The following is a 26,053-nucleotide window of genomic DNA, read 5'->3' on the forward strand; positions in this document are numbered from 1 at the left end:
GTAGTATTTTTAGTCGTAATACAATTGTTTTTGCCTTCTCTTTTTTTATTAGACAGAAATGATTTTATAAAAATTTATTTCAACCCCAAAATCCAGTCGCTCATGGTGTTTAAAGCAGTAGGAGCAAAGGTTTGTTCAATAGTTAAATATTCGGCTGTTGCTCCTGTTTTGGCTTCTTGAAACAAATGATTTAATCCCGGAAGTTCTTTTATTGCAACTTTTTTATTTCCTGCTTTGGCTAATGAAGCCTGAATTCCAGCTAAATTTTCAGTTGCTTTTACTTGAACATCTAATGAACCATTTAACGCCAATACAGGAATTTTCAACTTAGACCAATACAAATCAGGATTGAATTTTATAAAATAAACATACCACGAACTTGTAATGTTTTGAGTTTGTTGCGCAACAAAATTATCGATTTGACTTTCTGAAAGACCTTGACTTTGAGTTATTTTTTTAAATTCTTCTTTAACGAATGGTTGAAAATCAGTTTTTAAATCGGCTCCTTTATAATTGATAATATAGGCATATACTTTTTGGTTAAAAGCAGTACTAGCCTCAATTTGAGCGGGAGTTGCACCTTGCGATTTTGCAATTGCTTGACTTTGCAAAAGCATCATTTGGTCAATTGGAATGCCCGGACCGGCAAGCGATATGATAAATTGTACTTTTTTGTTTTGAACCGCTACAATGGGTGCAATTAATCCTCCTTCGCTGTGGCCGATTAAACCAATTTTTCCAAAACCTTTTGCACTCAAAAAATCGACAGCTGCGCTGATATCTGTAGCAAAATTAGCCGAAGTATCTTCTGTAGTTCCTTTGCTAGAACCGCCAACACCTCGATCGTCTAGACGCAATACTCCAATTCCTTTTTGAGCAAAATCATTAGCAATGACAGCAAAAGGTTTGTGACCAAAAATTTCTGAATCACGATTTTGAGCACCTGAACCTGTAATTAAAACTACTACAGGAAAATCTTTTTTGTTTTTAGGAAGCGCCAAAGTTCCTGCCAATGTATTTTTATCTTTTGGATTTACAAAAATCACTTCTTCAATTGGATAATCAAACGGAGGTTTTGGTTCTTGAGGGCGATTAAGTACTGGAGCATCTCCTTTTTTACGATTTAAAATAAGCGGAAAACTAGCGCCATTTTGTATGAAAGTTCCATCGATTGTTTCGCCTTTAAAGAGGCCTTCAAATTTTAAATTAAGATTGGGAGCGTTGATTTTCAATTCATTATTTACATAAATAGTTTCCTTTACAGGAATACCTTTTGCGCCTTGCATCGGACTGTCTAAAGTGGATAGATAGAATTCTCCGTTTTTTTGAATGTTAAAAATCAATGGAAGTTTGGTTCCTTGAACAGATAAGTCTCCCTCCCACGATCCTACAATTTCTTGAGCAAAGAGCGATTGTAAGGACACTAAAAATAATAATAAAAGGCTTTTGGTTTTCATTTGAACTGGAGTTAAATCACAAAATTTTATCGCAACAATGTCTGTTTAAAACACAAAGGATGAAGACAATTAATAGATTTTGATTAGGATATAAAAATATAAATTCCAAACTCCAAAGCAAAAATAGTTTGGAATTTGGAATTCTAAAAGACAGAAATTTCTAAAGTTTATTCTTTAGTTTCTTCTTTTTCTTTTTTATCTGCTGGTTGGTCGTCTTTAGCAGCGTTTTTGAATTCTTTAATTCCACTACCTAAACCTTTCATCAATTCTGGAATTTTTTTACCACCAAAAAGTAATAAAACAACTGCCAAAATAACAAGGATTTCCGTTAAACCAAATCTTCCCATAATTAAAATAATTTATTGCCGAAGCAAATTTGTAATAAATCGTTTGGCAAAGGTAAATAGAAATACTGTACTCAAAATCATTTTGAGTTATTTATTTAAGGTCGAATACGTTAAAAATTTCGTAAAAAATGCCATAGCACAAACACAAACAAGAAAACAAGCGAATGATTGCATTAATTATTATATTTGTATCATAAACGCAAAATATGTCTGAGAATAGGCTTAAAAGAAGAAAACTTCACCATAAATTATTCACAAAAAACCGTTTGGTTATTTTAAATGAAGAAACATTTGAAGAACTTTTTTCCTTCAAATTGAATCTGATGAATGTTTTTGTGGCCGCAACTTCAGGGGCTATTTTATTGATTACTTTCACCACTTTTATCATTGCTTTTACCCCTTTGAGAGAGTTTATTCCAGGATATTCTTCTTCTAAATTAAAAAAAGACGCTACCGAATTAGCTCTTAAATCAGATTCCTTAACTTTGGCTTTACAGCAAAATGAAGCCTACATCAAATCTATTCAGAAAGTATTGACAGGCGAATTAGAATATGCCAAATTCAATAAAGACTCTATTCTTGCCTCAGCCTCTGACACAGTTTCTAAAGCGGATTTATCTCCTTCAAAAGAAGAATTGGAATTAAGAAAAGAAGTCGCCAAAGAAGAAAAAAACACGAAATCCAACGCATCAAAAGCGAAAAAATAAAACCATACAATGTCTTTAAAATCTTTTTTTGCTAAAATCTTTGCTCAACAAATTTATCGAAAAACACAGCTTTGGGCAACCAATCCCATAGCAACGCAGCAGCAAGTTTTCGAAGATTTAATTCGTCAAGCGAAAAACACCCAATTTGGAATCGACCATCATTTCGACCAAATCAAAACTTTTGAGGATTTTTCAAGAAATGTTCCCGTTCGAGACTATGAAGGCTTGAAATCGTATGTAGATAAAGTGGTGAAAGGAGAAGAAAACGTGCTCTGGAAGGGCAAACCGCTTTATTTTGCCAAAACTTCAGGTACGACTTCGGGAGCCAAATACATTCCACTCACCAAGGAATCGATGCCATTTCATATCGAAGCGGCTCGAAACGCCATTTTGCATTACATTCACGAAACAGGCAAGGCCAATTTTGTTGATGGCAAAATGATTTTCCTCCAAGGAAGTCCGATTTTAGAAGAAAAAAACGGCGTGAAACTCGGCAGATTATCCGGAATTGTGGCGCATTTTGTTCCCAAATATTTACAAAAAAACCGAATGCCTTCTTGGGAAACTAATTGCATCGAAGATTGGGAAACCAAGGTAAATGCCATTGTCGAGGAAACTTTCTATGAAAATATGACCGTCATTTCGGGGATTCCATCTTGGGTGCAAATGTATTTCGAGAAATTGCAGCAAAAAGGAGGGAAGCCTGTGGGCGAAATTTTTAAAAACTTCAATTTGTTCATTTATGGCGGCGTCAATTATGAACCCTATCGTGCCAAATTCGAAAATTTAATGGGTCGAAAAGTAGATAGCATTGAATTGTTTCCGGCTTCGGAAGGATTTTTTGCTTATCAAGATTCGCAGAAGGAAAAAGGAATGTTGCTGTTGTTGAACTCCGGAATTTTCTATGAATTCATCAAAAGCGACGAATTTTATACCGAAAACCCAAAAAGACACACCATTGGCGAAGTTGAATTGGGCGTAAATTATGTCTTGATTATTTCGACCAATGCCGGACTTTGGGGTTACAACATTGGCGACACCGTACAGTTTACGGGTTTGAAACCGTATCGAGTTATCGTTTCGGGCAGAATCAAACATTATATTTCGGCTTTTGGCGAACACGTTATTGGCAAGGAAGTCGAAAGTGCTTTGCAGGAAGCTATTATTGACACCAATATTCGTATTAATGAATTTACTGTTGCGCCTCAAATCACTCCAAACGAAGGATTGCCTTATCACGAATGGTTTATCGAATTTGAAAACGAACCTGAAAATTTCGTTGCTTTTGCAGAAGCTTTGGACAACGCTATGCGGAGACAAAATATCTATTACGACGATTTGATTGTGGGTAATGTGTTGCGAAAAGTGGTCATCACAAAAGTGGTCAAAAACGGTTTTCAAGACTATATGAAATCCATTGGAAAACTGGGCGGACAGAATAAAATTCCGAGGTTGAGCAACGACAGGAAAATCGTAGATTTACTAGAAAGAGAATAGAACAAAGATGATAAAAAAAAGACTTTTTTTAGTAGTGGTTTTATTCACGTGTTCCATTTCGGCGCAAATAAAAGGAGTCGTCAAAGACAGTCTTTCTGGAAAACCCATTCCGTTTGTGAATATTTGGGTGGAGGGCGAAAACATTGGCTCGACTTCAGAAGAAAACGGCACTTTTTTCATTAATACAACTGCAAATGGGAAGAAATTAATTTTTTCAACTTTGGGTTACGAAAAGAAAATTATCAAGGCTTCTTCAGTTATGGGAGTCAATTTGAAACCAATGGCGTATTCCTTGAATGAGGTCGTAATTTCAAAAAGCATTGGCACCAAGGAAATTGAAATTGGAAAATCTAAAAATGAAATATATCAAGCATTTGATAATGGACCAAAGATTGACACCAAATTTTTTTCTTATATTTCGTCGTACAAAAAGACAAAATATTTAAAACAAGTTAGTATTTACACCGACAGCAAAATCGAAAATGCCAGTATTAAGATTCATTTTTATACAGTAGATTCGAATGGTTTTCCTGCCGAAGAATTATTAGACAAAGATTTTGTGGTTACAGTCAAAAAGGGAACAAGAATCAACCGATTTGATTTAGCTAAATTCAATTTAAAATTTCCAAAAAACGGTCTTTTTGTTGGTTTCGAAAAATTGTTAGTCGAAAGAAATAAAACCGAAAAAACCATTACCGATTTGAATACGAACATTACACAAGTACAAAAAACTTATTTTCCTTTTGTTTTGTACAATTATGTAGAAAGAGAATTTTTATATACTTTTTCAGGCGGAAAATGGAATAAACAAACGAATCAGAATGAAAGAGATCCATCGCCCAAAATGATGATAAATGAACCAGTGATAACACTAATTTTATCTAACTAAATTATTAAAACCATACATTTGTATGGTTACAAAGTAGAATTTTATGAAAGAAATGAAAAACATATCCAGATCTAGAGCACAAGAATCATCGGCGGCAATAGAAAAAATGTACATCACAATGCGCCATTTGTTTAACCGTGGTTTTTATAAACCGATGGGTGTTTCGGGCGATACATTACGAGAAGCATTATTGGCATTGCGACCAGAAATTTATGGAAACATTGCCGAAGAAAAAGTAGAATTAAGTGGACTGTTATACGTTATCGAACGACTTCCAACAGGAATTGAGGAATGTAGATTCATCAATTTAACTTCGGACGAAGGCTATTCGAAATCACATTTTCAGGCTATTGTTCCTCCAAAAAGACGACGCAATTGCTATCGAATTGACGATGAACAAATGAATGTTGAAATCACCCGAGGACGTTCGGATATTTATGATATTTTGACGCATTTGACCTTTATTTTCATCGAATCACATAAGATTAAAAACAGAGTTTTGCTTGATGATGCTGGCGAAGTTTCGCGCGATTGGCAAAAATTAGAGGCAGCAGTTTCACAAAAGAAAAAACTGACTCAAATAGAAAAAGAAAAAGCCGTTTCGCACGCAGCCAATATTTTAGGTAGAACTTTTATTGAAGTTTTAGACATTTATGATGCTTTTGGATCAGAATTATCGCCAGATCGATTTTTGCACGTGATTTATTGGTTGGGAAAATTAGCCATCGAAGAAGTGGTCGATGATAACAAGAGAACCATCACTTTTAGTCCGATTTTAAGAGAACGATTAGGACACCATATTCACGGCGAAATCTGGGCAACCAACATCAAAGAAGTTTTAAAACAACACAAACTTTTAGATCGACCAATCCATGTTATCAGTGCCAACATGCACAGTGTGATGAATTCGATTTTTGCTACTACGGTTTTGAAAACCAAGTTCAAAGACAAATCCGATTTCTTTATTTATGAAGAATTAAGCAAATCGGGTGCGAATGAAGTTAGGGAAAAAGTTTCAGCATTTGCAAAATTGCACGGAATGATCTCGCTTCCTGATGCAGCTTCTGGAACCAATATTGACGTACAAATTTTTGACACGGCCAAAATAGATTGGGCTAAATCCTCGTTTCCAAACGCTAAAATAGGAGAAAAACAACCAGTTCTTATCGTGATGGATTATGCCTTTGGGGAGCAGGCTTATGAAACCATAGATGAATTATTGAAACCCTACAAAAAAGATATTTTATTGAATGTCGAATCGGTTTCTATTATGGGAAAAGCAGGAATTCTTCAAGGAGGAAAAGGCGATATTATGATTCCATCTGCACACATCAACGAAGGAACTGCCGATAATTATTACTTTGAAAACGAATTAAAAGGAGATATGTTTAAAGATGATGGCATTCCTGTTTTTGAAGGACCTATGGTCACGGTGCTTGGAACATCATTGCAAAATAAGGATTTATTGAAGTTTTTCCACGAATCGACTTGGGGTGTAATTGGATTGGAAATGGAAGGTTCTTATTATCAAAAAGCCATTCAATCGGCTTCGAAAATTAGAAAAAGTATTCCACAAGATGTGAAAGTAAGATATGCATATTACGCTTCGGATAACCCACTCGAAACAGGAAGCACATTGGCTTCAGGAGGTTTAGGAACAACAGGAGTAAAGCCCACGTATTTGATTACTATTAAAATATTAGAACAAATTTTTAATATAAAATAATCAGGGTTTACGATTTAAAAAACTTCTCTAAACACATCAAATAGGTGAAAACCAAAACAGGAAGATATTCAGGTTATATTCGTCCATTTTCATACATGATTGATTTAATTATCATCAATGTATTGGCTTTCTATGTGTTTCCGTTTCACGACAATAAAGTTGTTTATTCCATTCTAATTAGTTTTGCCTGGTTGTCAATTGCCATTTATCTTGGTTTTTATGAAGTCTATCGCTATACAAAGGTGATAGCAATTTTAAATTGCGCTTTAAAACAATTCATTCTATTTTCCTTATTTTGCTTGGCTTTAGAGTTGTTTTATTCTGATTTTTATTTTCAAAAAAGAGTCGTTTTCTTTGTTTTTGTATCGATAGCATTTGTTTTATTTTTCAAACTTTCTATTTATTATTTTCTAAGAAAATTTAGAGTTTTATATGGAGGAAATTCCAGAAGCGTTGTTTTATTGGGAAACATGAAAAACATCAATCCACTAAAAAACTTTTTCACAGAAAATCCAGATTATGGTTACAGACTAATGAAAGTTTTCACTCTAGAAGACCGTAAGAAAGAAAGAATCGAAGAGTGTCTTTCCTATGTAATTTCTAGTCATACCAATGAAATATATTGTGCGATGGCCGATTTGTCAGAAAGCCAAATTAGCAAAATTGTTGATTTTGCCGATAATAATTTGAAGACTTTAAAATTTATTCCAAACGAAAACCAAATTTTTTCAAGAACAGCAAAGTTCGAATATTATGACTATATTCCAGTTATTTCTTTGAGAGATATTTTACAGGATGAAACCATAAATAAAATAATTAAACGCGTTTTCGATGTTGTTTTTTCATTATTAATAATTGTCGGAATATTGTCTTGGCTTACACCAATTTTAGCCCTATTAATAAAATTAGAGTCAAAAGGGCCTTTGTTTTTTGTACAAAAAAGAAATGGTCTTAATTATAAAGAATTTAATTGTTACAAATTTCGTTCGATGTATATAAACGATAAAGCCGATGTGGATTTGGCTTCAAAAAATGATGTTCGAATTACCAAAATAGGCAAATTTATTAGGAAAACTAGCATTGATGAGTTGCCTCAGTTTTTCAATGTTTTAAAAGGTGATATGTCGGTTGTTGGGCCTAGACCACATATGGTTAGCGTTGCTAATTTGTATGCAGCCAATGTCGATAAATTTATGGTTCGTCATTTTGTAAAACCAGGCATCACCGGTTTGGCTCAAACCAAAGGGTATCGTGGCGAGGTAGAAACCGATGAAGACATCATTAATAGAGTAAAATACGATATTTTTTATATGGAAAACTGGTCTATTTTATTAGATATTCAAATCATTATCAAAACTATTTATAATACTTTGAAAGGTGACGAAAAAGCATTTTAAAACAAGTTCTTATTGATTAAATTTTTAATTTGAAAATCAAGATTGAAATTCTTTTCGGCACTATCAAAAACTTCTTTTTTCATCATTTGAATTTCACTTTTCCCAGTTTTTGATATTTCGATTAAAGCCTTATTTAAACTTTCAAAATTGCCCACATTCGCTACCCAGCCTAAATTATTTTCGTTTACAATAGTTTCGCCTTCGCCACCACCAAAATACAATACAGGAAAACCCAAAGCCCCATATTCGAATATTTTAGAAGGAACAGAGCCATAAATTCTTGTTTTTAATGGAATAATGGCAATATCAAAAGTTTGTAGTTTTTCGTGCAGAATATGACGTTCCAACATTCCGTGAAAGAAGATTTTTTTCTCGGTCCCGAGGCTTCGGGATTGTTGAATCAACTCTTCAATTTGTGCTTTTTCGGCACCATCGCCAAAAATATGCAATTCAATGTTTAGATCTTCTAATTCTATTTTTTGACACAATTCAAAAACACCTTGGGCAACACCCAATAATCCTGCATAAAATAGCTTGATAGGTTCATTTTCATGGGTTGAAAAATGAATTTCTTTGGCTTGATGATCCGGAAAATTGCGGTACAAATGGCATTCTTTTTCAGGAAAAATAGAATGAATGTGCGTGATAATTTCGTTCGATTGACCAAAGATTAAACTAGCTTTCGAATAAATAAATCGTTCAAAAAACAATGAAACTTGATGCGAAAAACTTTCTTTTTTCAAGGCTTTCAATTCAATAGCCGCCAGTGGCCACAAATCGGAAACATTGAGGATTATTTTTTTTCGCTTAAGCGAAAGAATTAAAACCGACACAAACGACAACAACAACGGAGGCGATTGCACCACCACTTTATGCGGTATTTTTTTGAACAATAAATAAAAGAAAAGCACCGAAGAAAACGACAAAACCGACAGCGTTCTCTTGAAAATATTTTTGCTCACACTTGGATAAATCCAAAGCCTTTTTACCGTAATATTTTGCAATTTTTCCGTTACCGAAAATTTGCCTTTGTATTCTGGAAATAGTTCTCCTTTTGGGTAATTTCCTAACGGACAAAGCACGGTAACGTTATACTTATTTTCGTGTAATTTCAGTGCCAATTGCTCAATTCTATTGGCGGCAGCCCCTTTTTCGGGCGGATAATAATTGGATATGATGAGGATTTTGTTCATTTTTTTACCGCAAATTCGCAAATTTATTTTTTAATTAACAGCCAAATAAACAATTTTATGTTTTAATAATTTGCGAATTTGCGGTTTTATTTTTGAAGTAGAATTTCAATAATTCGTTCCGAGGCTTTTCCGTCCCAAAGTTCTGGAATTCCTGCTTGTCGTTTTCCGTTTTTAAGAAATTCTCCAAATAGTTTTTCTAAATTTTCTATCGAAGTTCCTACTAAAGTATTTGTTCCAATTATTTGTGTTTCAGGTCTTTCGGTGTTGTTTCGCATCGTAAAACAAGGAATTCCCATCACGGTAGTTTCTTCCGAAATTCCACCCGAATCCGTAATTACGGCAAAACTATTTTTGATGAGGTACATAAAGTTTAAATAACCTTGTGGCTCTACAAAAAGAATGTTTTTCAGTTCTAAATTCGTTTCGCCAAGAATCGCTTTTGTTCTGGGATGAATCGGGAAAATCACTTTTTTGTCGCCAGCCAGTTTATCAATTCCCTGTAATAATTGAATTAAGGATTGCTCTTCATCCACATTCGACGGACGATGCAGGGTAAGAATGATGTAATTTCCGGTTTCCAATTGATATTCATTCCAAAAAAAAGGTTCGAAAATTCTATCTAAATTTTGGTACAAAGTATCAATCATCACGTTGCCCACGAAATGAACATTGGTTGCATCAACACCATATTTCAGCAAGTTTTCAGAAGCCGATGTTGAGGTTGTAAAGAAATAATCGGTAATACTGTCGGTCACGATTCTATTGATTTCTTCAGGCATTGTCATATCGCCGGAGCGGATTCCGGCTTCGACGTGGGCGACTTTTAGGTTTTGTTTTTTGGCTACAATCGCACAAGCCATAGTCGAATTGACATCGCCAACAACCAATACCAAATCACAAGGATTTTGTTGCAATTCTTTTTCAAAAGCGACCATAATAGCTCCAGTTTGTTCCGCTTGCGAACCGCTTTTTACCTCTAGGTTGCTGTTGGGTTTGGGGATATTCAATTCCTCGAAAAAAGTATCGCTCAAGTTCTTGTCATAATGCTGACCTGTATGCACCAAACGATAGGAAATAGTGGCTCCTTCGTTTTGCTTTTTTTCAATTGCCTTGATGATGGGAGCGATTTTGATGAAATTGGGTCTTGCGCCTGCTATGATGGTTATTTTCATTTTTTTAAATTATTTTTTGTAACCAATTTTTGTTCTTGGCGTTTCATTTTCTTTTTTCTCGGACAATTCATCCAAATAAGAGAAAACTAACTCGATATTCTTGTCGTGATTTTCTAATTTTTTCTGAATTTGTAGAATGTCTATTTTTAAATCGGTGGTATCCAAAAGCATTTGTCTCACTTTTGAAAATATTCTCATAATTTGAATATTGGTCTGTATGGCTTTGTCACTTTTCAAAACGCTCGACAACATAAGAACACCGTGTTCCGTGAAAACGGAAGGTAAATATTTTAAATTAGATCCTCTGCCATTCTTCAAGGTCACAATTTGTGATCTTGAAGAATCGTATTCTATCTTTGTAAGTTCAAACATAAAATCTTCAGGAAATCTGGATAAATTTCTTTTTACAGCTTGTTTTAAAATTCTGGTTTCAATTCCATAAAGCAAAGCTAAATCTGAATCAAACATCACTTTTTGGTTTCTAATAAAGTAAATTTTATTAGAAATTAATTCTTCAGAAAGTAGTATTTCGTTTCCCATAAAGTATTCTTTTAATTTCTTTAAGGACGCAAATTGCGACCTTGAACGTCTTGAAGTCGCAAAATGCGATTTCAAGATTCAATTTGGACATCACAATTTGTGACCTCCAATTATTTTAATAACGAAACAAACTGTTTCAATTTGCCACTTTTGCTTCGTTCTAATTTTTCTTTTCTAACGAATGAGAAAATCAATCCTTTCTCCAAATATAAGGCAATTGCGGCTTCAATTTTTTGGATTTGTTCTTGATTTAATTCGGTTTTGCTCACATATTCGATTTCAAAAGTATCGATTTTAGTTTGTTTGATGACAAATTCTTTTACGTTACCGTCGTCTTCGATGATGCTTTTGGTCACGTAGTAAAAAGTCAATCCAGGCGATTTTTTCCCGCTTGGTAAAATGGCAATGTCATTGGTTCGACCGATTAATTGTTGAAGAATCGGTTTTTTCGGGGTGCTTTTCGCGTCCAAAATTCCAATGTCGCCAATGTCGTATCGAATAAACGGATGTGCTTTGTTGAATAAGGAAGTGATTACGACACGACCTTCATTTCCATAAGGCAAAACGGTATTGTTCTCGTCCAAAATCTCCACAAAAAGTGTTTCGGAATTCACTTGCCATTCGCCGTTAGGATTTTGAAAGGTAATCAAATCCAGTTCCGAAGCTCCGTATTCATTGACAACAGCAACTCCAAATTGTTTTTCTAAAAGGATTTTATCTTCATTAAAAAGCATTTCAGAAGTTACAACACAAACTTTCAAAGTCGGGCAAATATTCTTTAAAACAATATTTTTTTGCTGTAGAAATTTGGCAAATAAAACGATGGAACTCGTGTATCCATTGATGTAATCGAATCTTTTTATTTTGAATTGTTGTAAAAAACGGTCTAAAACTTTATCCGATAAATCAAAAATTGGAAAGCGAAAACGATTGGTAAAAAAATCCTTGAAACGTTCTTTTTTGTTTCCAATAAAATCCAACGGAATACCATAAAATCGCGCTTGATAGGAAGAATTAAAATCGATACCATACCATCCAAAACGATTAATGATATTCGCCCAAGTCAAGGCGTGCGAAAATTTGTCTTTAGCAAAAATAAATGGATCACCGCTGGAACCAGAAGTTTTATTGACGTACACTTTTTTCAGAGAAAACTCGGTTGAAAGTCTTTCAATCAAGGGTTTTTGAAAATCTTTCTTGGTCATTATCGGCAAATCTTTCCAAGTATTGAAAGTGGTTTTGCCAACGAGATTTTGATAGGAAGAATTATTTTTTAAATGATAATCAACAATTTCTTGTTTTTTGTTTTCGATGAAAGTTTCAAATTCTTCTTCTGGGATAGACTGGATTTTTTGCAATTCGGCTTTGGCTTCCTTCATCGGAAAACCATTTATTAGCAGCGAAAAATCGAAAAGTGGAAACATTTTACGGATATATTTCACCAAAAATAATATTTACAGTCAACTAATACTCTTGAATTAGTAACTTTTTAAAAATTAATTATTTTTTACGTTCAAAAGCAATTATTTTTGCCAAACTTAAAAACGACACTATGAATATTTTACTATTAGGATCAGGAGGTAGAGAACACGCTTTTGCTTGGAAAATGGTTCAAAGTCCACTTTGCGACACACTTTTTGTAGCACCTGGAAACGCAGGAACAGCAGCAATTGCAACCAATTTAGATTTCAGTGCTACTGATTTTGATGCCATAAAAGCCTTGGTTATCAAAGAAAATATTGAAATGGTAGTAGTTGGACCAGAAGATCCGTTGGTAAAAGGGATTTATGATTTTTTTAAAAATGACCATGATTTAAAAGATATTCCAGTTATTGGACCATCCCAATTGGGAGCAACTCTTGAAGGAAGTAAAGAATTCGCCAAGGAATTCTTGATGAAACACAAGATTCCAACAGCGGCTTACGATAGTTTTACGGCAGAAACCGTAGAGAAAGGATGTGAATTCCTAACTACTTTGCAACCGCCTTATGTCTTGAAAGCCGATGGATTGGCCGCAGGAAAAGGTGTTTTAATCATTCAAGATTTGGCAGAAGCTCAAGAAGAATTGAGAAATATGTTGGTAGGTCAAAAATTTGGTGCGGCTAGTTCCAAAGTAGTTATCGAAGAGTTTTTGGACGGAATTGAATTGAGCTGTTTTGTTTTGACTGACGGAAAAAGCTATAAAATTTTGCCAACTGCCAAAGATTACAAACGAATTGGCGAAGGCGACACGGGATTGAACACAGGCGGAATGGGAGCCGTTTCTCCGGTTCCTTATGTGGATGCTGTTTTGATGGAAAAAATCGAAACACGTATTGTAAAACCAACCATTGAAGGTTTTCAAAAAGACGGAATCGAATACAAAGGTTTTGTGTTTATTGGATTAATCAATGTGAAAAATGAGCCTATTGTTATTGAATATAACGTGAGAATGGGAGATCCGGAAACGGAAGTGGTTATCCCAAGAATGAAATCGGATTTGGTGGAATTGTTTTTGGCTGTGGCCAATGAAAAACTAGACGAATTCGAATTGGAAATTGACGAAAGAAGTGCCACAACAGTTGTGGTGGTTTCGGGCGGATATCCAGAAGATTTCGAAAAAGGAAAAGTGATTTCAGGCTTTGAAAACGTGGAAAATTCCATTGTTTTTCACGCTGGAACCAAACTAAATAACGGAAATATAGTTTCTAATGGCGGAAGAGTTTTAACGGTAACCTCATACGGAGATAACTTCGAAGAGGCCATAAAAAAATCTTACCAAAATATAGACAAGCTACATTTTGATAAGATGTATTTTAGAAAAGATATTGGGAACGATTTAAAATAGTTCCCAATATTTATCGTTTCAAATTTCTTAAAATATTATTTCAAGAAAGAGTGAGCGGTTGTATCTTGATTTTCTTCGCCTTTTTCATCGTAGATTTTCAATTGTTTGCACCAATATACGATAGCAACAGAGCAAATGGCCATAAAAATCCAGTTCAAAAGATTAGCAGCGAACCAATGTGTAAGTTCTAATTCTCTTAGAAAATCGTGTAGAGCGAAAAAAATTGTTTCAAATAACCATTGAATTCCTTCAAAAAATGCTTTCATCTTAGTACAAGTATTATATTTACAGTCGCAAAAGTATAAAATATCCTTATGATAACAAGTGTTTTTAAAAAATCTACGCCAATAAATTTAATTTTGGTTGTAATTTTAATGCTGGTTTTCTTTTTTATCTATCAATTTCAGGATTTATCTTGGACCAAATCGGTTGTTTCCATTTTAAAAACATTCGGATTGTTTCTTGTTTTGTTGGCATCTGTTTTTATTACCAATTTTATTGCCAAGAGAAACGGATTGAGCAAAGACAGTGGCTACACGTTGTTTTTTTATTTTTTGTTTCTGTTATTTTTTCCATCCGTTTGGAATAATACCAACTTAATTGCTTCTAACTTTTTTATCTTATTAGCCCTTAGAAGATTAATTTCACTACAATCCTTAAAAGCTACGAAAGAAAAAATATTCGATGCTTCATTGTGGATTTTTGTGGCGTCTTTGTTCCACTTTTGGAGTATTCTTTATATAATTTTGGTGTTTATATCTGTTATTTTCCATGTTGCTCGCGATTATAGGAATTGGGTTTTACCGTTTATTGCTTTTTTTGCTGTTGGAATTATTTCGGTGGGCATTTCACTACTATGCAACAAAGACCTTTTAGGTTACATCAGTCAAAATGCAGTTTTCAATTTCAATATTGATTATTTTACAAATAATTATCAGAATATTGCCTTTTCGATTTATATAACGGTGGCTTTATTTTTTGTGGTTTCTATGTTTGCATCACTTTCAAGCAAACCATTATTATTGAATTCTTCGTTCAAAAAAATTATTATGGCTTTTTTTATTGGTCTATTAATTTTTGTAATTTCATCAAACAAAAGCAATGATATGTTGATTTATACCATTGCACCATTGTCTATTATGGCAACGAGCCACATCGAAGTTAAGCAATTACAATTGAAGCAAGAACTGGTTTTGGGTGTATTAATTCTGTGTAGTTTGTTTGCGTTTTTCTCTCAATTATAATTTATTACCGTAAGCCAAATCACCAGCATCACCAAGTCCGGGAATGATATATTTTTTGTCATTTAGTCTTTCGTCTAGTGTGGCAACCCAAAGATGGCAGGAATCTGGCAAATGTTTTTCAAGGTAAGCAATTCCTTCTGGAGCTCCAATAATTACGGCAATGTGAATCTCTTTTGGAAGTCCTTTTTCCATTAATTTGTTAAAAACAGCCACCATCGATTGACCTGTGGCAAGCATAGGATCGATTAAAAGCAAGGTCTTGTTTTCGATATTGGGAACAGCTTGATATTCGACTAAGATATCAAAAAAATCATCGTTATTAGGATGATGTCTGTAGGCAGAAACGAAACCATTTTCGGCACTGTCAAAATAATTTAGAAAGCCTAAATGAAGAGGTAAACCAGCTCGAAGAATGGAACATAAAACCAATTTATCTGCTATTTCAGTGGTTTTTTTGATGCCCAGCGGTGTTTGAATTTCGATATTTCGATACTGTAAATCTTTGCTTAATTCATAGGCCATCACTTCGCCAATGCGTTCTATATTTCTTCGAAAACGCATACTGTCGTGTTGCACATTCACGTTTCTAATTTGACCCAAAAAATGATTGAGAATGCTATTGTCTTCGGATAGATAATGTGTTTGCATAATGATAATTTAAGATTTGTAAATTAAAATTTAGGAATTTCGCAAAAACTCCGCTAAACTTCTTATGTTTTTTATAGACTATAAAAGTATAAAAAGTATCTTTGTATTTATAAAATATAAAAGATATGTTTTCAAAATTAGCTTATTCTGTTTTCGAACAAAGTATTCAAGATTATCATCAATTTGATAATGTAGATCAACCTATAAACAATCCTTTTCCAAAGGAAAAAATTGAACATTTATTATATTTAAAAAATTGGATTGATACGGTTCAATGGCATTTTGAAGATATTATTCGTGACCCAAATATTGATCCTGTTGCTGCTTTGACTTTAAAAAGAAGAATTGATGCTTCTAATCAAGAACGTACCGATATGGTAGAATATATAGACGGTTATTTTCTTCAAAAATATGCCCATATTGCTGTAAAAAATGATGCTAAAATCAATTCCGAAAGTCCAGCTTGGGCATTTGATAGATTGTCTATTTTAGCTCTAAAAATTTATCATATGCAAGAAGAAGCTACTCGAGCAGAAGCTTCGCAAGACCACAGAGATAAATGTCAAGCCAAATTGAATATTTTGTTGGAGCAAAGAACCGATTTGTCAACAGCAATTGAAGAGTTGCTAACTGACATTGAAAACGGTGATAAATTTATGAAAGTGTACAAACAAATGAAAATGTACAACGACGATGATTTGAATCCTGTTTTGTATCAGAATAAAAAATAAGAACACTATTTTAAACCATTAAGGTATTAAGGGTCATTAAGTTTTTCTTAATTTTCTTAATACCTTAATGGTTTTTAAACATAAATCAATTGTCCAAAAAAATCAAACATATAGCCGTCTTCCGACTTTCAGCAATGGGAGATGTCGCTATGACGGTTCCTGTTGTAAGAGCTTTTGTAAACCAATATCCGTTGGTGAAAATTACAGTAGTTTCTCGTCCATTTTTCAAACCTTTTTTTGAAGGAATTTCCAATGTTTCTTTCTTTGCTTTCGACGAAAAACAACGTCACAAAGGATTCTTTGGATTGTTGCGATTGTTTCAAGATTTGAAAGGGTTGCAGATTGATGCTTTTGCTGATTTGCATAATGTTTTACGCTCCAAAGTCGTTCGAATACTTTTCTTCTTAAGTGGAAAAAAAATAGCATTTGTAGATAAAGGAAGAGCCGAAAAAGCAGCCTTGACACGAGCCGAAAATAAAATATTCAAACCCTTGACCACGATGTTCGAAAGACACGTCAAAGTTTTTGAACAATTGGGTTTTAAAGTAGAATTGTCGCATCCGACCTTTCCAGAAAAGGCAATTTTAGATAGCGAAATCTTTAGTTTAATTGGAGAAAATAACCAAAAATTAATCGGGATTGCGCCTTTTGCACAATACGATTCCAAAGTCTATCCGTTAGATTTGATGCAAGAGGTTATCAATGAATTGGCAGAAGAAAAGAATCATAAAATCCTGCTTTTTGGTGGTGGAAAAAAAGAAATTGAATTGTTAGATTCGCTTTCAAAAGGCAAAGAAAACATAGTTGTTGTTGCTGGAAAACTTAAGTTTCAACATGAATTACAACTCATTTCCAACTTAGATGTAATGTTTTCTATGGATTCTGGAAATGCTCATATTGCAGCAATGTTGGGTGTAAAAGTCATTACGCTTTGGGGAGCGACGCATCCTTTTGCGGGTTTTTCGCCGTTTAATCAACCTTTGGAAAACGCTTTGGTTTCCGATAGAAATTTGTTTCCAAAATTGCCCACATCAGTCTATGGAAATAAAAAAGTGGAAGGCTATGAAGAGGCGATGCGAACGATCAGTCAGGAACAAGTGGTTTCTAAAATAAAATCTCTATTGTAGATTTTATTTGCCAATACATTCAGAAAATCGAGTTTGTTTTATTTTAAATGCTTATCTTGTTGCGCCTATTTAGGATTTGAAAAACGCAACAATGTAATCGATTACAGTTTTAATTATGAAAAAAATTATATACAAAATAGCAGTACTGCTACTTTTAATTTTGAGTTCGGGAATTAGTTATGCCCAACAAATTGCCTTTCCAGGAGCAGAAGGATACGGAAAATATACCGTTGGAGGACGGGGAGGAGTAGTTTATGAAGTAACTAACCTTAATGATTCAGGCACAGGCAGTCTTCGTGCTGCAGTTGAAGCTTCAGGACCTCGAACAGTTGTATTTAGAGTTTCGGGTACAATTACGTTAAATAGTGATTTAAAAATTTCTAATCCCTATCTTACTATAGCGGGACAAACAGCTCCCGGAGATGGTATTTGTTTGAGGAAATATGCTTTAGTATTCAATAACGCGGTACATGATGTAATTGTACGCTATTTAAGGGTGAGATTAGGAAATGAATCTGGTGGAGAATCGGATGCGGTATCTGCAAGAGATTGCAGTAATATTATTTTAGACCATGTTTCTGCCAGTTGGAGCGTTGACGAAACGATGTCCCTGTATTTTTGTGAAAACATAACCATTCAATGGTGTATGGTTTCAGAAAGTTTGTACAATTCAAATCATCCTAAAGGCAATCATGGTTATGGAGGTATTAATGGTAGTAACAATAGCACATCACATCATAATTTATTAGCGCATCATTCTAGTCGCAATCCTCGAATGGCCTCAGGTTGTGGGTATTTTGATTATAGAAATAATGTTATTTACAATTGGGGGTTCAATAGTACTTATGGCGGAGAACAACAACAAGTTGGCGATCCCAATCATTCATTTTCTACTATTAATATGGTGGCCAATTATTATAAACCAGGGCCTGCTACCAAACCGGGTACTATTACTTATCGCATTGTAAATCCTTCTTCACGTAATTTGGCTGACGATTACGGAAAATGGTATGTAGATGCAAATGTTATGGTAGGTAATACTGCTGTTACTGCCAATAATTGGAACGGTGGCGTCCAGCCTCAAGACGGCAATGCTTATCTTGCTGGATTAAAATTGGATAATCCTTGGCCAGCAATGGCTTTCAATCAACAGACGGCTAGCGATGCTTATTATTCGGTTTTAGACAATGTAGGTGCTACTTTGCCAAAACGTGATGTGGTCGATGCTCGAATTGTGAGTGATACCCGTAATGGAAATGCAACTTATGAAGGCCCAACATACGAAACGGTACAGTCGGTTCCTGATAAAACTAAAATGTGCGGTATTATTGATTTACCAGACAATGTGGGTGGGTGGCCAGTATTAAGTTCTACAACGGCTCCAACCGATACCGACAAAGATGGAATGCCGGACGATTGGGAAACCGCCAAAGGCCTAAATCCAAATAATGCATCCGATAGAAATACGGTTGGAACAGATGGATATACTAATCTTGAAAAATATTTGAATAGTATTGAATTTAACTATCCAGTAACGGATTATAAATTGACAAAACCTACCGGAACAACCTATAAACTCGAATGGAGAGATGATTATATTGCCGAAGATGGTTTTATTGTGGAGCGTTCTTATAACAATGGCCCATTTCAAGTGATTGCAACTTTGCCTCAATATGCCAATAATTATACCGACACACCTAGTTTTACGGGTTTAGTTACCTATCGAGTGGTGGCTTTCAATGCCGATAACACTTCGCCACGAACCACGAGTATATCTGATGGAGCTTTGGGACTTAATGACAAAACTTTAGATAATTCTAAAATCATTTGTTCTCCAAACCCTTTTTCGAATGAACTCACAATTGAAATACCAGTTTTGGAGTCTCAAAAAATTCGCATAGAGTTGTTTGATATTGGCGGCAAAAAAGTGGCAACAATAGCAGATCGTTTATTTGAAACAGGAAACAATTCATTGCTTTGGAATAGCAGTAATTCCAATTGTGATTTAAAATCGGGTGTCTATATCATTTCTTTTTCTAACGCCTCTTCAATTATTAAAAAAGAAGTGAAACTAATCAAAAAATAAGATTGACATCGATGATTTGATAAAAAGGAAATCAATAATAACAAGTTGTAAGGGTTGAAGGTGTAAAAACATTCAACCCTTTTTGATAGTTGTAAATTTGTTAATGGAATATATTACAAATAGATTTTCTCGTCTTGGCAACGCTTTAAAATATAGCTTTTTAGATTTGAAATGGTGCTTTGATAATCAGGTGCTTCAAAACCAAAACGCTCGTGTTCCATTTGTTCTTTTTCGATGGCGTTGCAACCTTTGATAACTTCCTTGAGGATATCGAGCATTGCCAATTCCTTGTTGTCCGTTTTCTGAAATTTAAATTCCACGATTTCGTCTTGCAATTCTTCGCAATAAGCAATAAGTTTTGCTACTTCGGGTTCATCCAAAAGGGAAGGATTGGTCTTGAATATTTCTCGGGTGGATTTCATAATTAAATTATAATTTAAAAAAATTCGGTTTTACAGGAAATGTAGTGAGAATTACAAACACATTACTACTAAAATCCGAAAAAAAAACAAATTTCACATTTCATTTTTAACCGCAAAAATCAGAAAGGTATCGCAAACAAAGGTTGCAAAAAATAGTAAAGACACAAGACGCTTCGCTTGACTTGAAATTATATTTTCAGGTAAAAACGAGTTGAGTTAAAAAAATTTAAATTATTGAAATAAAACGAATTATAATTTTCTGTCGAAGCATTTGTTTTCATTCATACGAATAGTATTATGAATTAATTAACAGCTTGTTTTAAATAATTTAGGAATATTAATACTATTTTTGATTTTTTTGAGTTCTATTTTCTAATTCAAAACTAACTTTATCGAAAGAGTTTCTGCTTTTTGGGTACCTTAATTTTATAAATTTTTAAAGAATAATAAAGTAAAAATAAAACTATTTATGCCAAAAACTTCACTTTTAATTGCAATTTTATCTTTATTTTCTTTATCTGTTTTTGCTCAAAAAGCCAGTGTTACGGGGGTTTTGACTGATGGTAACGAAAAAACTCCAGTGTACAATTCGGTGGTTGCCTTACTAACACCCAAAGATTCTATTTTATATAAGTTTACCCGATCGGATAAAAAGGGGAACTTTGAGCTTAAAAATGTAAAAGCAGGAAACTATATTGTGATGACTTCTCACAGACAATATGCCGATTATTTAGATGATATCACTGTAAATGAAACTGAAAAAAACTTAGGAACAATAGCTTTGGTAAGCAAAATTAATGCACTTAGAGAAGTAATTATAAAAACAGGTTCCATAAGAATTAAAGGCGATACGACTAGTTACAGAGCCAGTGATTTTGTTGTTAGTGCCAATGCTAATGTAGAAGAATTACTAAAAAAACTTCCAGGAATACAAGTCGATAAAAATGGTACAATAAAAGCTATGGGCGAAACGGTACAAAAAGTATTGGTTGATGGCGAAGAATTTTTTGGAGATGACCCAGGAATGGCCGTGAAAAATTTGCGAGCAGATGCCATAAAAGAAGTGCAGGTTTTTGATAAGAAAAGTGACCAAGCCGAGTTTACAGGAATTGATGATGGTGAAAAAAAGAAAACGATTAATCTAAAATTAAAAGAAGACAAAAAGAAGGGATATTTTGGAAAAATAGATGGTGCCAATGAGCCATTTACAGGTTCCGATTCCAGATACAATACCAATCTTATGTTTAGTAGTTTTAAAGGTAAACGAAAAATATCGGCGTTTTTATTGAATGGCAATACCGGTCAAGATGGATTGAGTTGGCAAGATAGCGATAAATTTGGAGGACGTGATAGTAACGTGAGTATGAGTATGGATGATGATGGCAACGTAAATTATGAATGGTCGGGCGGCAATAATGATGAAGAACCATATGTTGATACTCAAAATGGATTTGTCAAAAACACCAACGCAGGATTGCAATACAGCAACAAGTGGAATGATAAACAAACATTGAATTTAACACCAAAATACAACAAGCAAATTTATACCAACAACAATAACAAAAAAACACAAACCCAAGTAGGAGAAACCGAATTAATCGAAAACACGTCTAAAGTAAGCAATGTTGATAGGAGTAATTTTAAATTGAATGCTATTTACGATGTAAAAATAGATTCTTTAAACAGTTTACAAATTACCACCAAAACTAATTTTTATAATACGGAAAGTGGTGAATTTACCAACGGAAACACTACCGGAATAGATGGATTGTTAAAAAACAAACAGCTAAAAACATTTACAACAAAATCAGATAAGCAATCCTTGTTTGCTAGTGTTTTATATAAACATAAATTTGCCAAACCTCGTCGTACATTTTCTGTAAACGCTAGTGCGAGCACCTTGAATACAGACGCAAATAATTTTTTAAAGTCTTCGAACGAAAGTTATGAAGACGGTAATTTTGCCTCTAGGGTCGATCTCGATCAAAACAAAATTGAGGAGAAAAAAAATCAAAATTTAACTGTAAATCTTACTTATTCAGAACCTATTGGTAAGAAATATGCAATGCAATTTGCCTATCAAGTTACTCAAAACAAGGGGGACAGCAATTATTTGACTTATAATTATTCGGATCTAACAGGAAATTATGACGAGCTCGTCAATTCTTTGTCAAACCAGTTTTACCAGAATATAATTACCAACAAGCCCAACATTAGATTGAGTTATAATTCCAAAAAAATCAATTACAACTTAGGAGGTGGTATTGGATTTACTTCGTTTGATTTGGAAGATCAAACTATGGACAAAGAATACAAACGCAATTATATCAATTTTTTTCCGTCTGCAAATTTTACTTTTAAATACAAAAGCAATAGCAATTTGCGTATCAATTATCAAGGAGCTACAAAACAGCCAACACTCGACCAGTTGCAGCCTTTGAGAGACAATCAAGACTTTTTTAATCAAACCTTGGGAAATCCAGATTTAAAGCAATCTTTTACTAATAGTTTCAATTTATTTAACAGCACTTATAGCATTTTGACAGAAACGCAATTCTATCAAAGTTTCTCATACAGAACGACTTCTAATTTAATTTCTTATAGCAGAGTCATCGATCCAGAAAGTGCCTTAACCATTACCAAACCCATCAATACGAATGGTAATTATTCACTCAATTTGTATATAGGATATGGTTTTAAGGTAAAGAAACTCGATTTATGGGTTAATCTTAATCCAAATCTAAACTACAATAAATCAGTAAATAGCATCAACCTTAGAACTAACGATACTAAAACTTTAAATTCAGGATTTTCGGTTTATTTAAATAAATCAAAAGAAAAGAAATATGACATTACTTTGAGTAATAATTTTTCAAATAGCCGAAATACGACTTCACAAAGCGATGAAATAAAATCATTCAATACTAATAATTTAGCTTTGGATATTGGGGTTTATTTCAAAGAAAAATGGAAACTATCTACAGATTACAATTTGTATTCTCGTCAAAAAACAGTCGATTTTCAGGACAATCTCACCAATCAATTGTGGAATGCAAGGCTACAACGCACTTTTAAAAACGATGAATTTACCGCTTATATAATGGTGCGAGATATTTTGAATCAAAATATTGGCATCAGAAGATATGTTTATGAAAACTCCATTACAGAGGAGCAAAATGACAGACTCAAAAGATATGCTATGATAGGATTTACCTGGAATTTTAAAAACAAAGGCGAAAAAACAAATAAATAAATTCGGTCTTGCACTAAAATCCAAAACAAATTACCATAAAAATTACAGCTATGAAATCAATACTTTTTATACTTACAACACTCCTTTTTGCAACTTCAGCAACAGCGCAACAATTTATAGAAAAAGCAGTAGTTGAATATGAAGTAAATACGAATTTAAAAAAAACAATGAGCAATGATAGTTGGGATGAGATGATGAAAGACAACCTTTCCGACCTTAAAATATCGTATTACAACTATACTTTTGCCGACAACAAAAGCATCTTCAAATTTGACAGATGGAGTCCAAAAACAAGAATTCCTAAATACCAAAAAGACCTTGACGAAGAAAACACTTGGTATTTTGATTTTGGCGCCAATAAAATGATGATGCAAAAACAAATAGTAGGAACTAATTTTGTGATTGCCGACAGTATTCAAAATATTGAATGGAAAATTACAAACGAAAACAGAGAAATAGCAGGTTATAATTGTCGGAAAGCCGTTGGCAAAATAATGAATGATGTTTATGTATTTGCTTTTTACACCGATGAAATTACCATCACTGGAGGGCCTTGTTCTATCCACGGATTGCCAGGTTTGATTTTAGGACTTTCAATCCCTAGATTATACACTTCATATGTAGCCACCAAAGTAGATTTGACGATGACTAAAGCCTCCGAAATAAAACCCATCACAGCCAAAAAAACCTATGATTTATTGGGTCTAAAGAAGGAAATGGAAGAAAAAACAAAAGAATGGTTCAACTATGGCGATGATAAAGTTGAAAATGAAAGGCAAAAAAACATTTTTTTATGGAATGCTTTTTTGTAGTTATGGCGAGGAACGAATCAATAGCCTATAAATAAATCTTCTCGTCTTGCAATTCATTTCAATAGTCCAAAAGTTTTGCTACTTCTGGTTCTTCCAAAAGGGAAGGGTTGGTTTTGAATATTTCTCGGGTGGATTTCATAATAAAACGACTTAAACGAGCTTGTGTTTTGTGATTTATATTGAAATGAAATCTTTTTTTGAGTTTGTACAACTGCTTCCGCTGTTAGCTGTTCGTTGCTTTTTTCGATTAGTTTTGTTTTAATTCTATTTTTAGTAACTTTTTTACCTTGTTTAAGTCAGTTTCGTTTTCAATTATTTCTACAAAATATTTTGTTTGCCAATTTTGAGTTTTTTGTGCTTGTTTATTTTCTGTTACGCTCCAATTTGGATAAACTCTAATTCCACGTTTTCCTTCTACTTTTTTCCTTGTCAAAATTCTGTTTTCGCTCAAAACTCTTTTGTCGAAAATGAAAATTCCAAACCTTTCTGCTTGACGAGTTGCAATTAAGTAAAATTCGAATTCGTCGTCAACATTATGTGGTTCAGTTATTCCGTTTTCATTCCGTTTCCAAATTGCTACAAATTGCCCAGTTTTGGTTGGCGTAATTTTCGCCATTCTGAATTTCACTTTTTGTTTATTCAGTTTAAAATTATGAGCGAAATATTCTTGACTTTCTTTTTCAGGTTCTATGTTTTCAAGTTCTATTCCGCAAACTTTAAATATCGAATTATTTAAAAGTTCTATTTCAGAAAATATTTTGATGGAATTTGTCAATTTTGGGTTAATTAATTTTTCTTAATAAGTTCTGTTTTTCTGTGTAACGTGCCCCATCTGGTGCTCGTCTGCGACGAGTACCAGTGGGGAAGTTTTCGTTAACTATTTAATCATTGAAATTTGAACTCCACGATTTCATCCTACAATTGCTAGAAAAAGTCCAAAATTTATGCTAATTCTGGTTCGTCTAGTAGGGGAAGGGTTGGTTTTGAATATTTCTCGGATGGATTTCATAAGCAATGGCAATTTCAATATCAAAAATCAATTTCAATTATTTGGATTTCAAGATAAATAGCATCAAAGGAATTGTTGTTTCCAGTTCCGTTCAACAGGAGTTTCATTGTTCGTGCTGCGCACCCAACGAAACTCTAGCTGTTATGGGCTGCCTTTAGTTTTCTACAACAGTTATAAAATCTTCTTTCCATTTTCCACTTTCTTTTCCGTAATAACAATTAATCTGAACTCCTTCTTCGGGAATTTTGATAGTCAATGATATTCTGTCGTAAAAACGAATAAGGCTTTCAAATTCAATGTAGAATTTTTCTTTGATGTCTTTTTTATCTTTAAAAACGGCTTTTCTTCCGTCAACTTCTATATCTACTTTCAACTTGTGATAATTTGCAATGATAAATTCTCTTGTTGTTTGAATGTCAAAATGGTAAAAACATTTTACTTTATTTGAGTTAAAAGCCAAATTCAAAACTTCTTGCATATCAGAAACCACTTCTTTATTAACAGGTTCTATTTCAGGATAAAGAATGGTGCGGAACTCCATAATTTTATCTCTGTCAGAGTCTAAAAATTTGCGATAACCATATCCTAATCTAAGATCAATTAATATATCGTCTTTGCTAATTATATACTTTTCATTGATTGTACCAGCGGATTCTTCATCTCCCGAAATGATTTTGATTGTATCATTAACAATTTTATATTTTCCTTTGGCTGATGTATTACCGAAATGCCCTGAAGATATTCTTTCAAATTTTCCATTCTCTGAAAAGCGAAATTCCCAAATAGTTTCTGCCCACATTCCAATGAAATTTTTTTCTATGCCTTGTCCAAAAGCCATTTTGCAACTTAAAATCAATGCAATTAAAAGAAAATATTTTTTCATTTTAGGTTGTTTTTTAACGAGTCGGGGTAAGGTTGCCCATAACTTGTATAAAAGCGCTACAAACCTGTGTATATACACCCAAAATT

The 26,053-nt window shown here is 33.7% G+C and carries 24 protein-coding genes; 13 read left to right on the forward strand and 11 right to left on the reverse strand.

The window, feature by feature from the left end; translation table 11 throughout:
- Positions 1 to 74: 74 nt before the first annotated feature.
- Positions 75 to 1,457 carry an alpha/beta hydrolase family protein gene (locus C3L50_RS08840; protein WP_103805815.1) on the reverse strand — a complete coding sequence of 461 codons (1,383 nt, stop codon included), beginning with the start codon at positions 1,455 to 1,457 and terminating at the stop codon, positions 75 to 77.
- A 167-nt stretch (positions 1,458 to 1,624) separates the two neighbouring features.
- The gene (tatA, locus tag C3L50_RS08845; protein ID WP_103805816.1) at positions 1,625 to 1,804 is read right to left on the reverse strand and encodes a twin-arginine translocase TatA/TatE family subunit; all 180 of its coding nucleotides are present in this window, start codon (positions 1,802 to 1,804) and stop codon (positions 1,625 to 1,627) included.
- Positions 1,805 to 2,010: 206 nt separating this feature from the next.
- On the opposite strand from tatA, the gene C3L50_RS08850 reads away from it, so the two are divergent.
- The 5 genes from C3L50_RS08850 to C3L50_RS08870 are packed head-to-tail and all read left to right on the forward strand — an operon-like array spanning position 2,011 to position 8,020.
- Positions 2,011 to 2,511: a peptidase gene (locus C3L50_RS08850; protein ID WP_103805817.1), complete on the forward strand. Its 501-nt coding sequence runs from the start codon at positions 2,011 to 2,013 to the stop codon at positions 2,509 to 2,511.
- Positions 2,512 to 2,520: 9 nt separating this feature from the next.
- Positions 2,521 to 4,008 carry a GH3 family domain-containing protein gene (locus C3L50_RS08855; RefSeq protein ID WP_103805818.1) on the forward strand — a complete coding sequence of 496 codons (1,488 nt, stop codon included), beginning with the start codon at positions 2,521 to 2,523 and terminating at the stop codon, positions 4,006 to 4,008.
- Between the two features lie 7 nt (positions 4,009 to 4,015).
- Positions 4,016 to 4,897 carry a carboxypeptidase-like regulatory domain-containing protein gene (locus tag C3L50_RS08860; RefSeq protein ID WP_243400354.1) on the forward strand — a complete coding sequence of 294 codons (882 nt, stop codon included), beginning with the start codon at positions 4,016 to 4,018 and terminating at the stop codon, positions 4,895 to 4,897.
- A 43-nt stretch (positions 4,898 to 4,940) separates the two neighbouring features.
- Positions 4,941 to 6,623, forward strand: coding sequence for a DUF6909 family protein (locus C3L50_RS08865; protein WP_103805819.1), 1,683 nt, complete (start codon positions 4,941 to 4,943; stop codon positions 6,621 to 6,623).
- A 44-nt stretch (positions 6,624 to 6,667) separates the two neighbouring features.
- The gene (locus C3L50_RS08870; protein WP_103805820.1) at positions 6,668 to 8,020 is read left to right on the forward strand and encodes an exopolysaccharide biosynthesis polyprenyl glycosylphosphotransferase; all 1,353 of its coding nucleotides are present in this window, start codon (positions 6,668 to 6,670) and stop codon (positions 8,018 to 8,020) included.
- On the opposite strand, the gene C3L50_RS08875 is transcribed toward C3L50_RS08870, so the two are convergent.
- From C3L50_RS08875 to C3L50_RS08890, 4 genes are all read right to left on the reverse strand, one after another.
- Positions 8,017 to 9,213 (reverse strand): glycosyltransferase family 4 protein, encoded by a 1,197-nt coding sequence (locus C3L50_RS08875; RefSeq protein WP_103805821.1) that lies wholly within the window; start codon positions 9,211 to 9,213, stop codon positions 8,017 to 8,019. The two genes, C3L50_RS08870 and C3L50_RS08875, sit on opposite strands and share 4 nt — an antisense overlap.
- Before the next feature lie 86 nt (positions 9,214 to 9,299).
- Positions 9,300 to 10,385 (reverse strand): non-hydrolyzing UDP-N-acetylglucosamine 2-epimerase, encoded by a 1,086-nt coding sequence (gene wecB / locus C3L50_RS08880; RefSeq protein ID WP_103805822.1) that lies wholly within the window; start codon positions 10,383 to 10,385, stop codon positions 9,300 to 9,302.
- Between the two features lie 9 nt (positions 10,386 to 10,394).
- Positions 10,395 to 10,925, reverse strand: a complete 531-nt coding sequence (locus C3L50_RS08885; RefSeq protein ID WP_103805823.1) for an ORF6N domain-containing protein — start codon at positions 10,923 to 10,925, stop codon at positions 10,395 to 10,397.
- Positions 10,926 to 11,035: 110 nt separating this feature from the next.
- On the reverse strand, positions 11,036 to 12,349 hold the full coding sequence (locus tag C3L50_RS08890) for a phenylacetate--CoA ligase family protein (protein ID WP_103805824.1): 1,314 nt from the start codon (positions 12,347 to 12,349) through the stop codon (positions 11,036 to 11,038).
- Between the two features lie 128 nt (positions 12,350 to 12,477).
- Between C3L50_RS08890 and purD the strand changes: the two genes are divergently transcribed.
- Positions 12,478 to 13,752: a phosphoribosylamine--glycine ligase gene (gene purD / locus C3L50_RS08895; RefSeq protein ID WP_103805825.1), complete on the forward strand. Its 1,275-nt coding sequence runs from the start codon at positions 12,478 to 12,480 to the stop codon at positions 13,750 to 13,752.
- 35 nt (positions 13,753 to 13,787) lie between these two features.
- Here the strand turns inward: purD and C3L50_RS08900 are convergent, their stop codons facing one another.
- Positions 13,788 to 14,018: a DUF6341 family protein gene (locus C3L50_RS08900; RefSeq protein ID WP_103805826.1), complete on the reverse strand. Its 231-nt coding sequence runs from the start codon at positions 14,016 to 14,018 to the stop codon at positions 13,788 to 13,790.
- A 48-nt stretch (positions 14,019 to 14,066) separates the two neighbouring features.
- Between C3L50_RS08900 and C3L50_RS08905 the strand changes: the two genes are divergently transcribed.
- A complete protein-coding gene (locus tag C3L50_RS08905; protein ID WP_103805827.1) occupies positions 14,067 to 14,996 on the forward strand; it encodes a DUF6427 family protein in 930 nt (309 codons plus the stop codon).
- Here C3L50_RS08905 and upp read toward each other — a convergent pair.
- Positions 14,991 to 15,644, reverse strand: coding sequence for a uracil phosphoribosyltransferase (upp, locus tag C3L50_RS08910; RefSeq protein ID WP_103805828.1), 654 nt, complete (start codon positions 15,642 to 15,644; stop codon positions 14,991 to 14,993). The two genes, C3L50_RS08905 and upp, sit on opposite strands and share 6 nt — an antisense overlap.
- A 125-nt stretch (positions 15,645 to 15,769) precedes the next feature.
- On the opposite strand from upp, the gene C3L50_RS08915 reads away from it, so the two are divergent.
- The 3 genes from C3L50_RS08915 (at position 15,770) to C3L50_RS08925 (ending at position 19,588) form a co-directional block, all read left to right on the forward strand.
- Complete coding sequence (locus C3L50_RS08915; protein ID WP_103805829.1) at positions 15,770 to 16,375, forward strand: DUF4254 domain-containing protein; 606 nt, start codon at positions 15,770 to 15,772, stop codon at positions 16,373 to 16,375.
- Between the two features lie 134 nt (positions 16,376 to 16,509).
- Positions 16,510 to 17,502, forward strand: coding sequence for a glycosyltransferase family 9 protein (locus C3L50_RS08920; RefSeq protein ID WP_103805830.1), 993 nt, complete (start codon positions 16,510 to 16,512; stop codon positions 17,500 to 17,502).
- A 115-nt stretch (positions 17,503 to 17,617) separates the two neighbouring features.
- On the forward strand, positions 17,618 to 19,588 hold the full coding sequence (locus C3L50_RS08925) for a T9SS type A sorting domain-containing protein (RefSeq protein WP_165783991.1): 1,971 nt from the start codon (positions 17,618 to 17,620) through the stop codon (positions 19,586 to 19,588).
- A gap of 113 nt (positions 19,589 to 19,701) precedes the next feature.
- On the opposite strand, the gene C3L50_RS08930 is transcribed toward C3L50_RS08925, so the two are convergent.
- Positions 19,702 to 20,010 (reverse strand): hypothetical protein, encoded by a 309-nt coding sequence (locus C3L50_RS08930; protein WP_103805831.1) that lies wholly within the window; start codon positions 20,008 to 20,010, stop codon positions 19,702 to 19,704.
- Between the two features lie 469 nt (positions 20,011 to 20,479).
- Here C3L50_RS08930 and C3L50_RS08935 point away from each other — a divergent pair, with 469 nt between their 5' ends.
- Positions 20,480 to 23,263: an outer membrane beta-barrel protein gene (locus C3L50_RS08935; RefSeq protein WP_103805832.1), complete on the forward strand. Its 2,784-nt coding sequence runs from the start codon at positions 20,480 to 20,482 to the stop codon at positions 23,261 to 23,263.
- A 50-nt stretch (positions 23,264 to 23,313) separates the two neighbouring features.
- Positions 23,314 to 24,075 (forward strand): GLPGLI family protein, encoded by a 762-nt coding sequence (locus C3L50_RS08940; RefSeq protein ID WP_103805833.1) that lies wholly within the window; start codon positions 23,314 to 23,316, stop codon positions 24,073 to 24,075.
- Positions 24,076 to 24,322: 247 nt separating this feature from the next.
- Here the strand turns inward: C3L50_RS08940 and C3L50_RS08945 are convergent, their stop codons facing one another.
- Positions 24,323 to 24,850 (reverse strand): MepB family protein, encoded by a 528-nt coding sequence (locus C3L50_RS08945; protein WP_103805834.1) that lies wholly within the window; start codon positions 24,848 to 24,850, stop codon positions 24,323 to 24,325.
- Between the two features lie 239 nt (positions 24,851 to 25,089).
- Between C3L50_RS08945 and C3L50_RS16330 the strand changes: the two genes are divergently transcribed.
- Positions 25,090 to 25,242 (forward strand): hypothetical protein, encoded by a 153-nt coding sequence (locus tag C3L50_RS16330; RefSeq protein ID WP_165783992.1) that lies wholly within the window; start codon positions 25,090 to 25,092, stop codon positions 25,240 to 25,242.
- Here the strand turns inward: C3L50_RS16330 and C3L50_RS08950 are convergent.
- Positions 25,239 to 25,967: a hypothetical protein gene (locus tag C3L50_RS08950; protein ID WP_103805835.1), complete on the reverse strand. Its 729-nt coding sequence runs from the start codon at positions 25,965 to 25,967 to the stop codon at positions 25,239 to 25,241. The two genes, C3L50_RS16330 and C3L50_RS08950, sit on opposite strands and share 4 nt — an antisense overlap.
- Positions 25,968 to 26,053: the final 86 nt, after the last annotated feature.

The organism is Flavobacterium alvei (assembly GCF_002920895.1).
GTDB classification, from domain to species: domain Bacteria; phylum Bacteroidota; class Bacteroidia; order Flavobacteriales; family Flavobacteriaceae; genus Flavobacterium; species Flavobacterium alvei.

Coding starts and splice junctions, on each gene's coding strand:
- C3L50_RS08840 (WP_103805815.1), bottom strand. CDS start 1,457: ATGAAAACCAAAAGCCTTTTATTATTATTTTTAGTGTCCTTACAATCG.
- tatA (WP_103805816.1), bottom strand. CDS start 1,804: ATGGGAAGATTTGGTTTAACGGAAATCCTTGTTATTTTGGCAGTTGTT.
- C3L50_RS08850 (WP_103805817.1), top strand. CDS start 2,011: ATGTCTGAGAATAGGCTTAAAAGAAGAAAACTTCACCATAAATTATTC.
- C3L50_RS08855 (WP_103805818.1), top strand. CDS start 2,521: ATGTCTTTAAAATCTTTTTTTGCTAAAATCTTTGCTCAACAAATTTAT.
- C3L50_RS08860 (WP_243400354.1), top strand. CDS start 4,016: ATGATAAAAAAAAGACTTTTTTTAGTAGTGGTTTTATTCACGTGTTCC.
- C3L50_RS08865 (WP_103805819.1), top strand. CDS start 4,941: ATGAAAGAAATGAAAAACATATCCAGATCTAGAGCACAAGAATCATCG.
- C3L50_RS08875 (WP_103805821.1), bottom strand. CDS start 9,213: ATGAACAAAATCCTCATCATATCCAATTATTATCCGCCCGAAAAAGGG.
- wecB (WP_103805822.1), bottom strand. CDS start 10,385: ATGAAAATAACCATCATAGCAGGCGCAAGACCCAATTTCATCAAAATC.
- C3L50_RS08885 (WP_103805823.1), bottom strand. CDS start 10,925: ATGGGAAACGAAATACTACTTTCTGAAGAATTAATTTCTAATAAAATT.
- C3L50_RS08890 (WP_103805824.1), bottom strand. CDS start 12,349: ATGTTTCCACTTTTCGATTTTTCGCTGCTAATAAATGGTTTTCCGATG.
- purD (WP_103805825.1), top strand. CDS start 12,478: ATGAATATTTTACTATTAGGATCAGGAGGTAGAGAACACGCTTTTGCT.
- C3L50_RS08900 (WP_103805826.1), bottom strand. CDS start 14,018: ATGAAAGCATTTTTTGAAGGAATTCAATGGTTATTTGAAACAATTTTT.
- C3L50_RS08905 (WP_103805827.1), top strand. CDS start 14,067: ATGATAACAAGTGTTTTTAAAAAATCTACGCCAATAAATTTAATTTTG.
- upp (WP_103805828.1), bottom strand. CDS start 15,644: ATGCAAACACATTATCTATCCGAAGACAATAGCATTCTCAATCATTTT.
- C3L50_RS08915 (WP_103805829.1), top strand. CDS start 15,770: ATGTTTTCAAAATTAGCTTATTCTGTTTTCGAACAAAGTATTCAAGAT.
- C3L50_RS08920 (WP_103805830.1), top strand. CDS start 16,510: ATGGGAGATGTCGCTATGACGGTTCCTGTTGTAAGAGCTTTTGTAAAC.
- C3L50_RS08925 (WP_165783991.1), top strand. CDS start 17,618: ATGAAAAAAATTATATACAAAATAGCAGTACTGCTACTTTTAATTTTG.
- C3L50_RS08930 (WP_103805831.1), bottom strand. CDS start 20,010: ATGAAATCCACCCGAGAAATATTCAAGACCAATCCTTCCCTTTTGGAT.
- C3L50_RS08935 (WP_103805832.1), top strand. CDS start 20,480: ATGCCAAAAACTTCACTTTTAATTGCAATTTTATCTTTATTTTCTTTA.
- C3L50_RS08940 (WP_103805833.1), top strand. CDS start 23,314: ATGAAATCAATACTTTTTATACTTACAACACTCCTTTTTGCAACTTCA.
- C3L50_RS16330 (WP_165783992.1), top strand. CDS start 25,090: ATGGCAATTTCAATATCAAAAATCAATTTCAATTATTTGGATTTCAAG.
- C3L50_RS08950 (WP_103805835.1), bottom strand. CDS start 25,967: ATGAAAAAATATTTTCTTTTAATTGCATTGATTTTAAGTTGCAAAATG.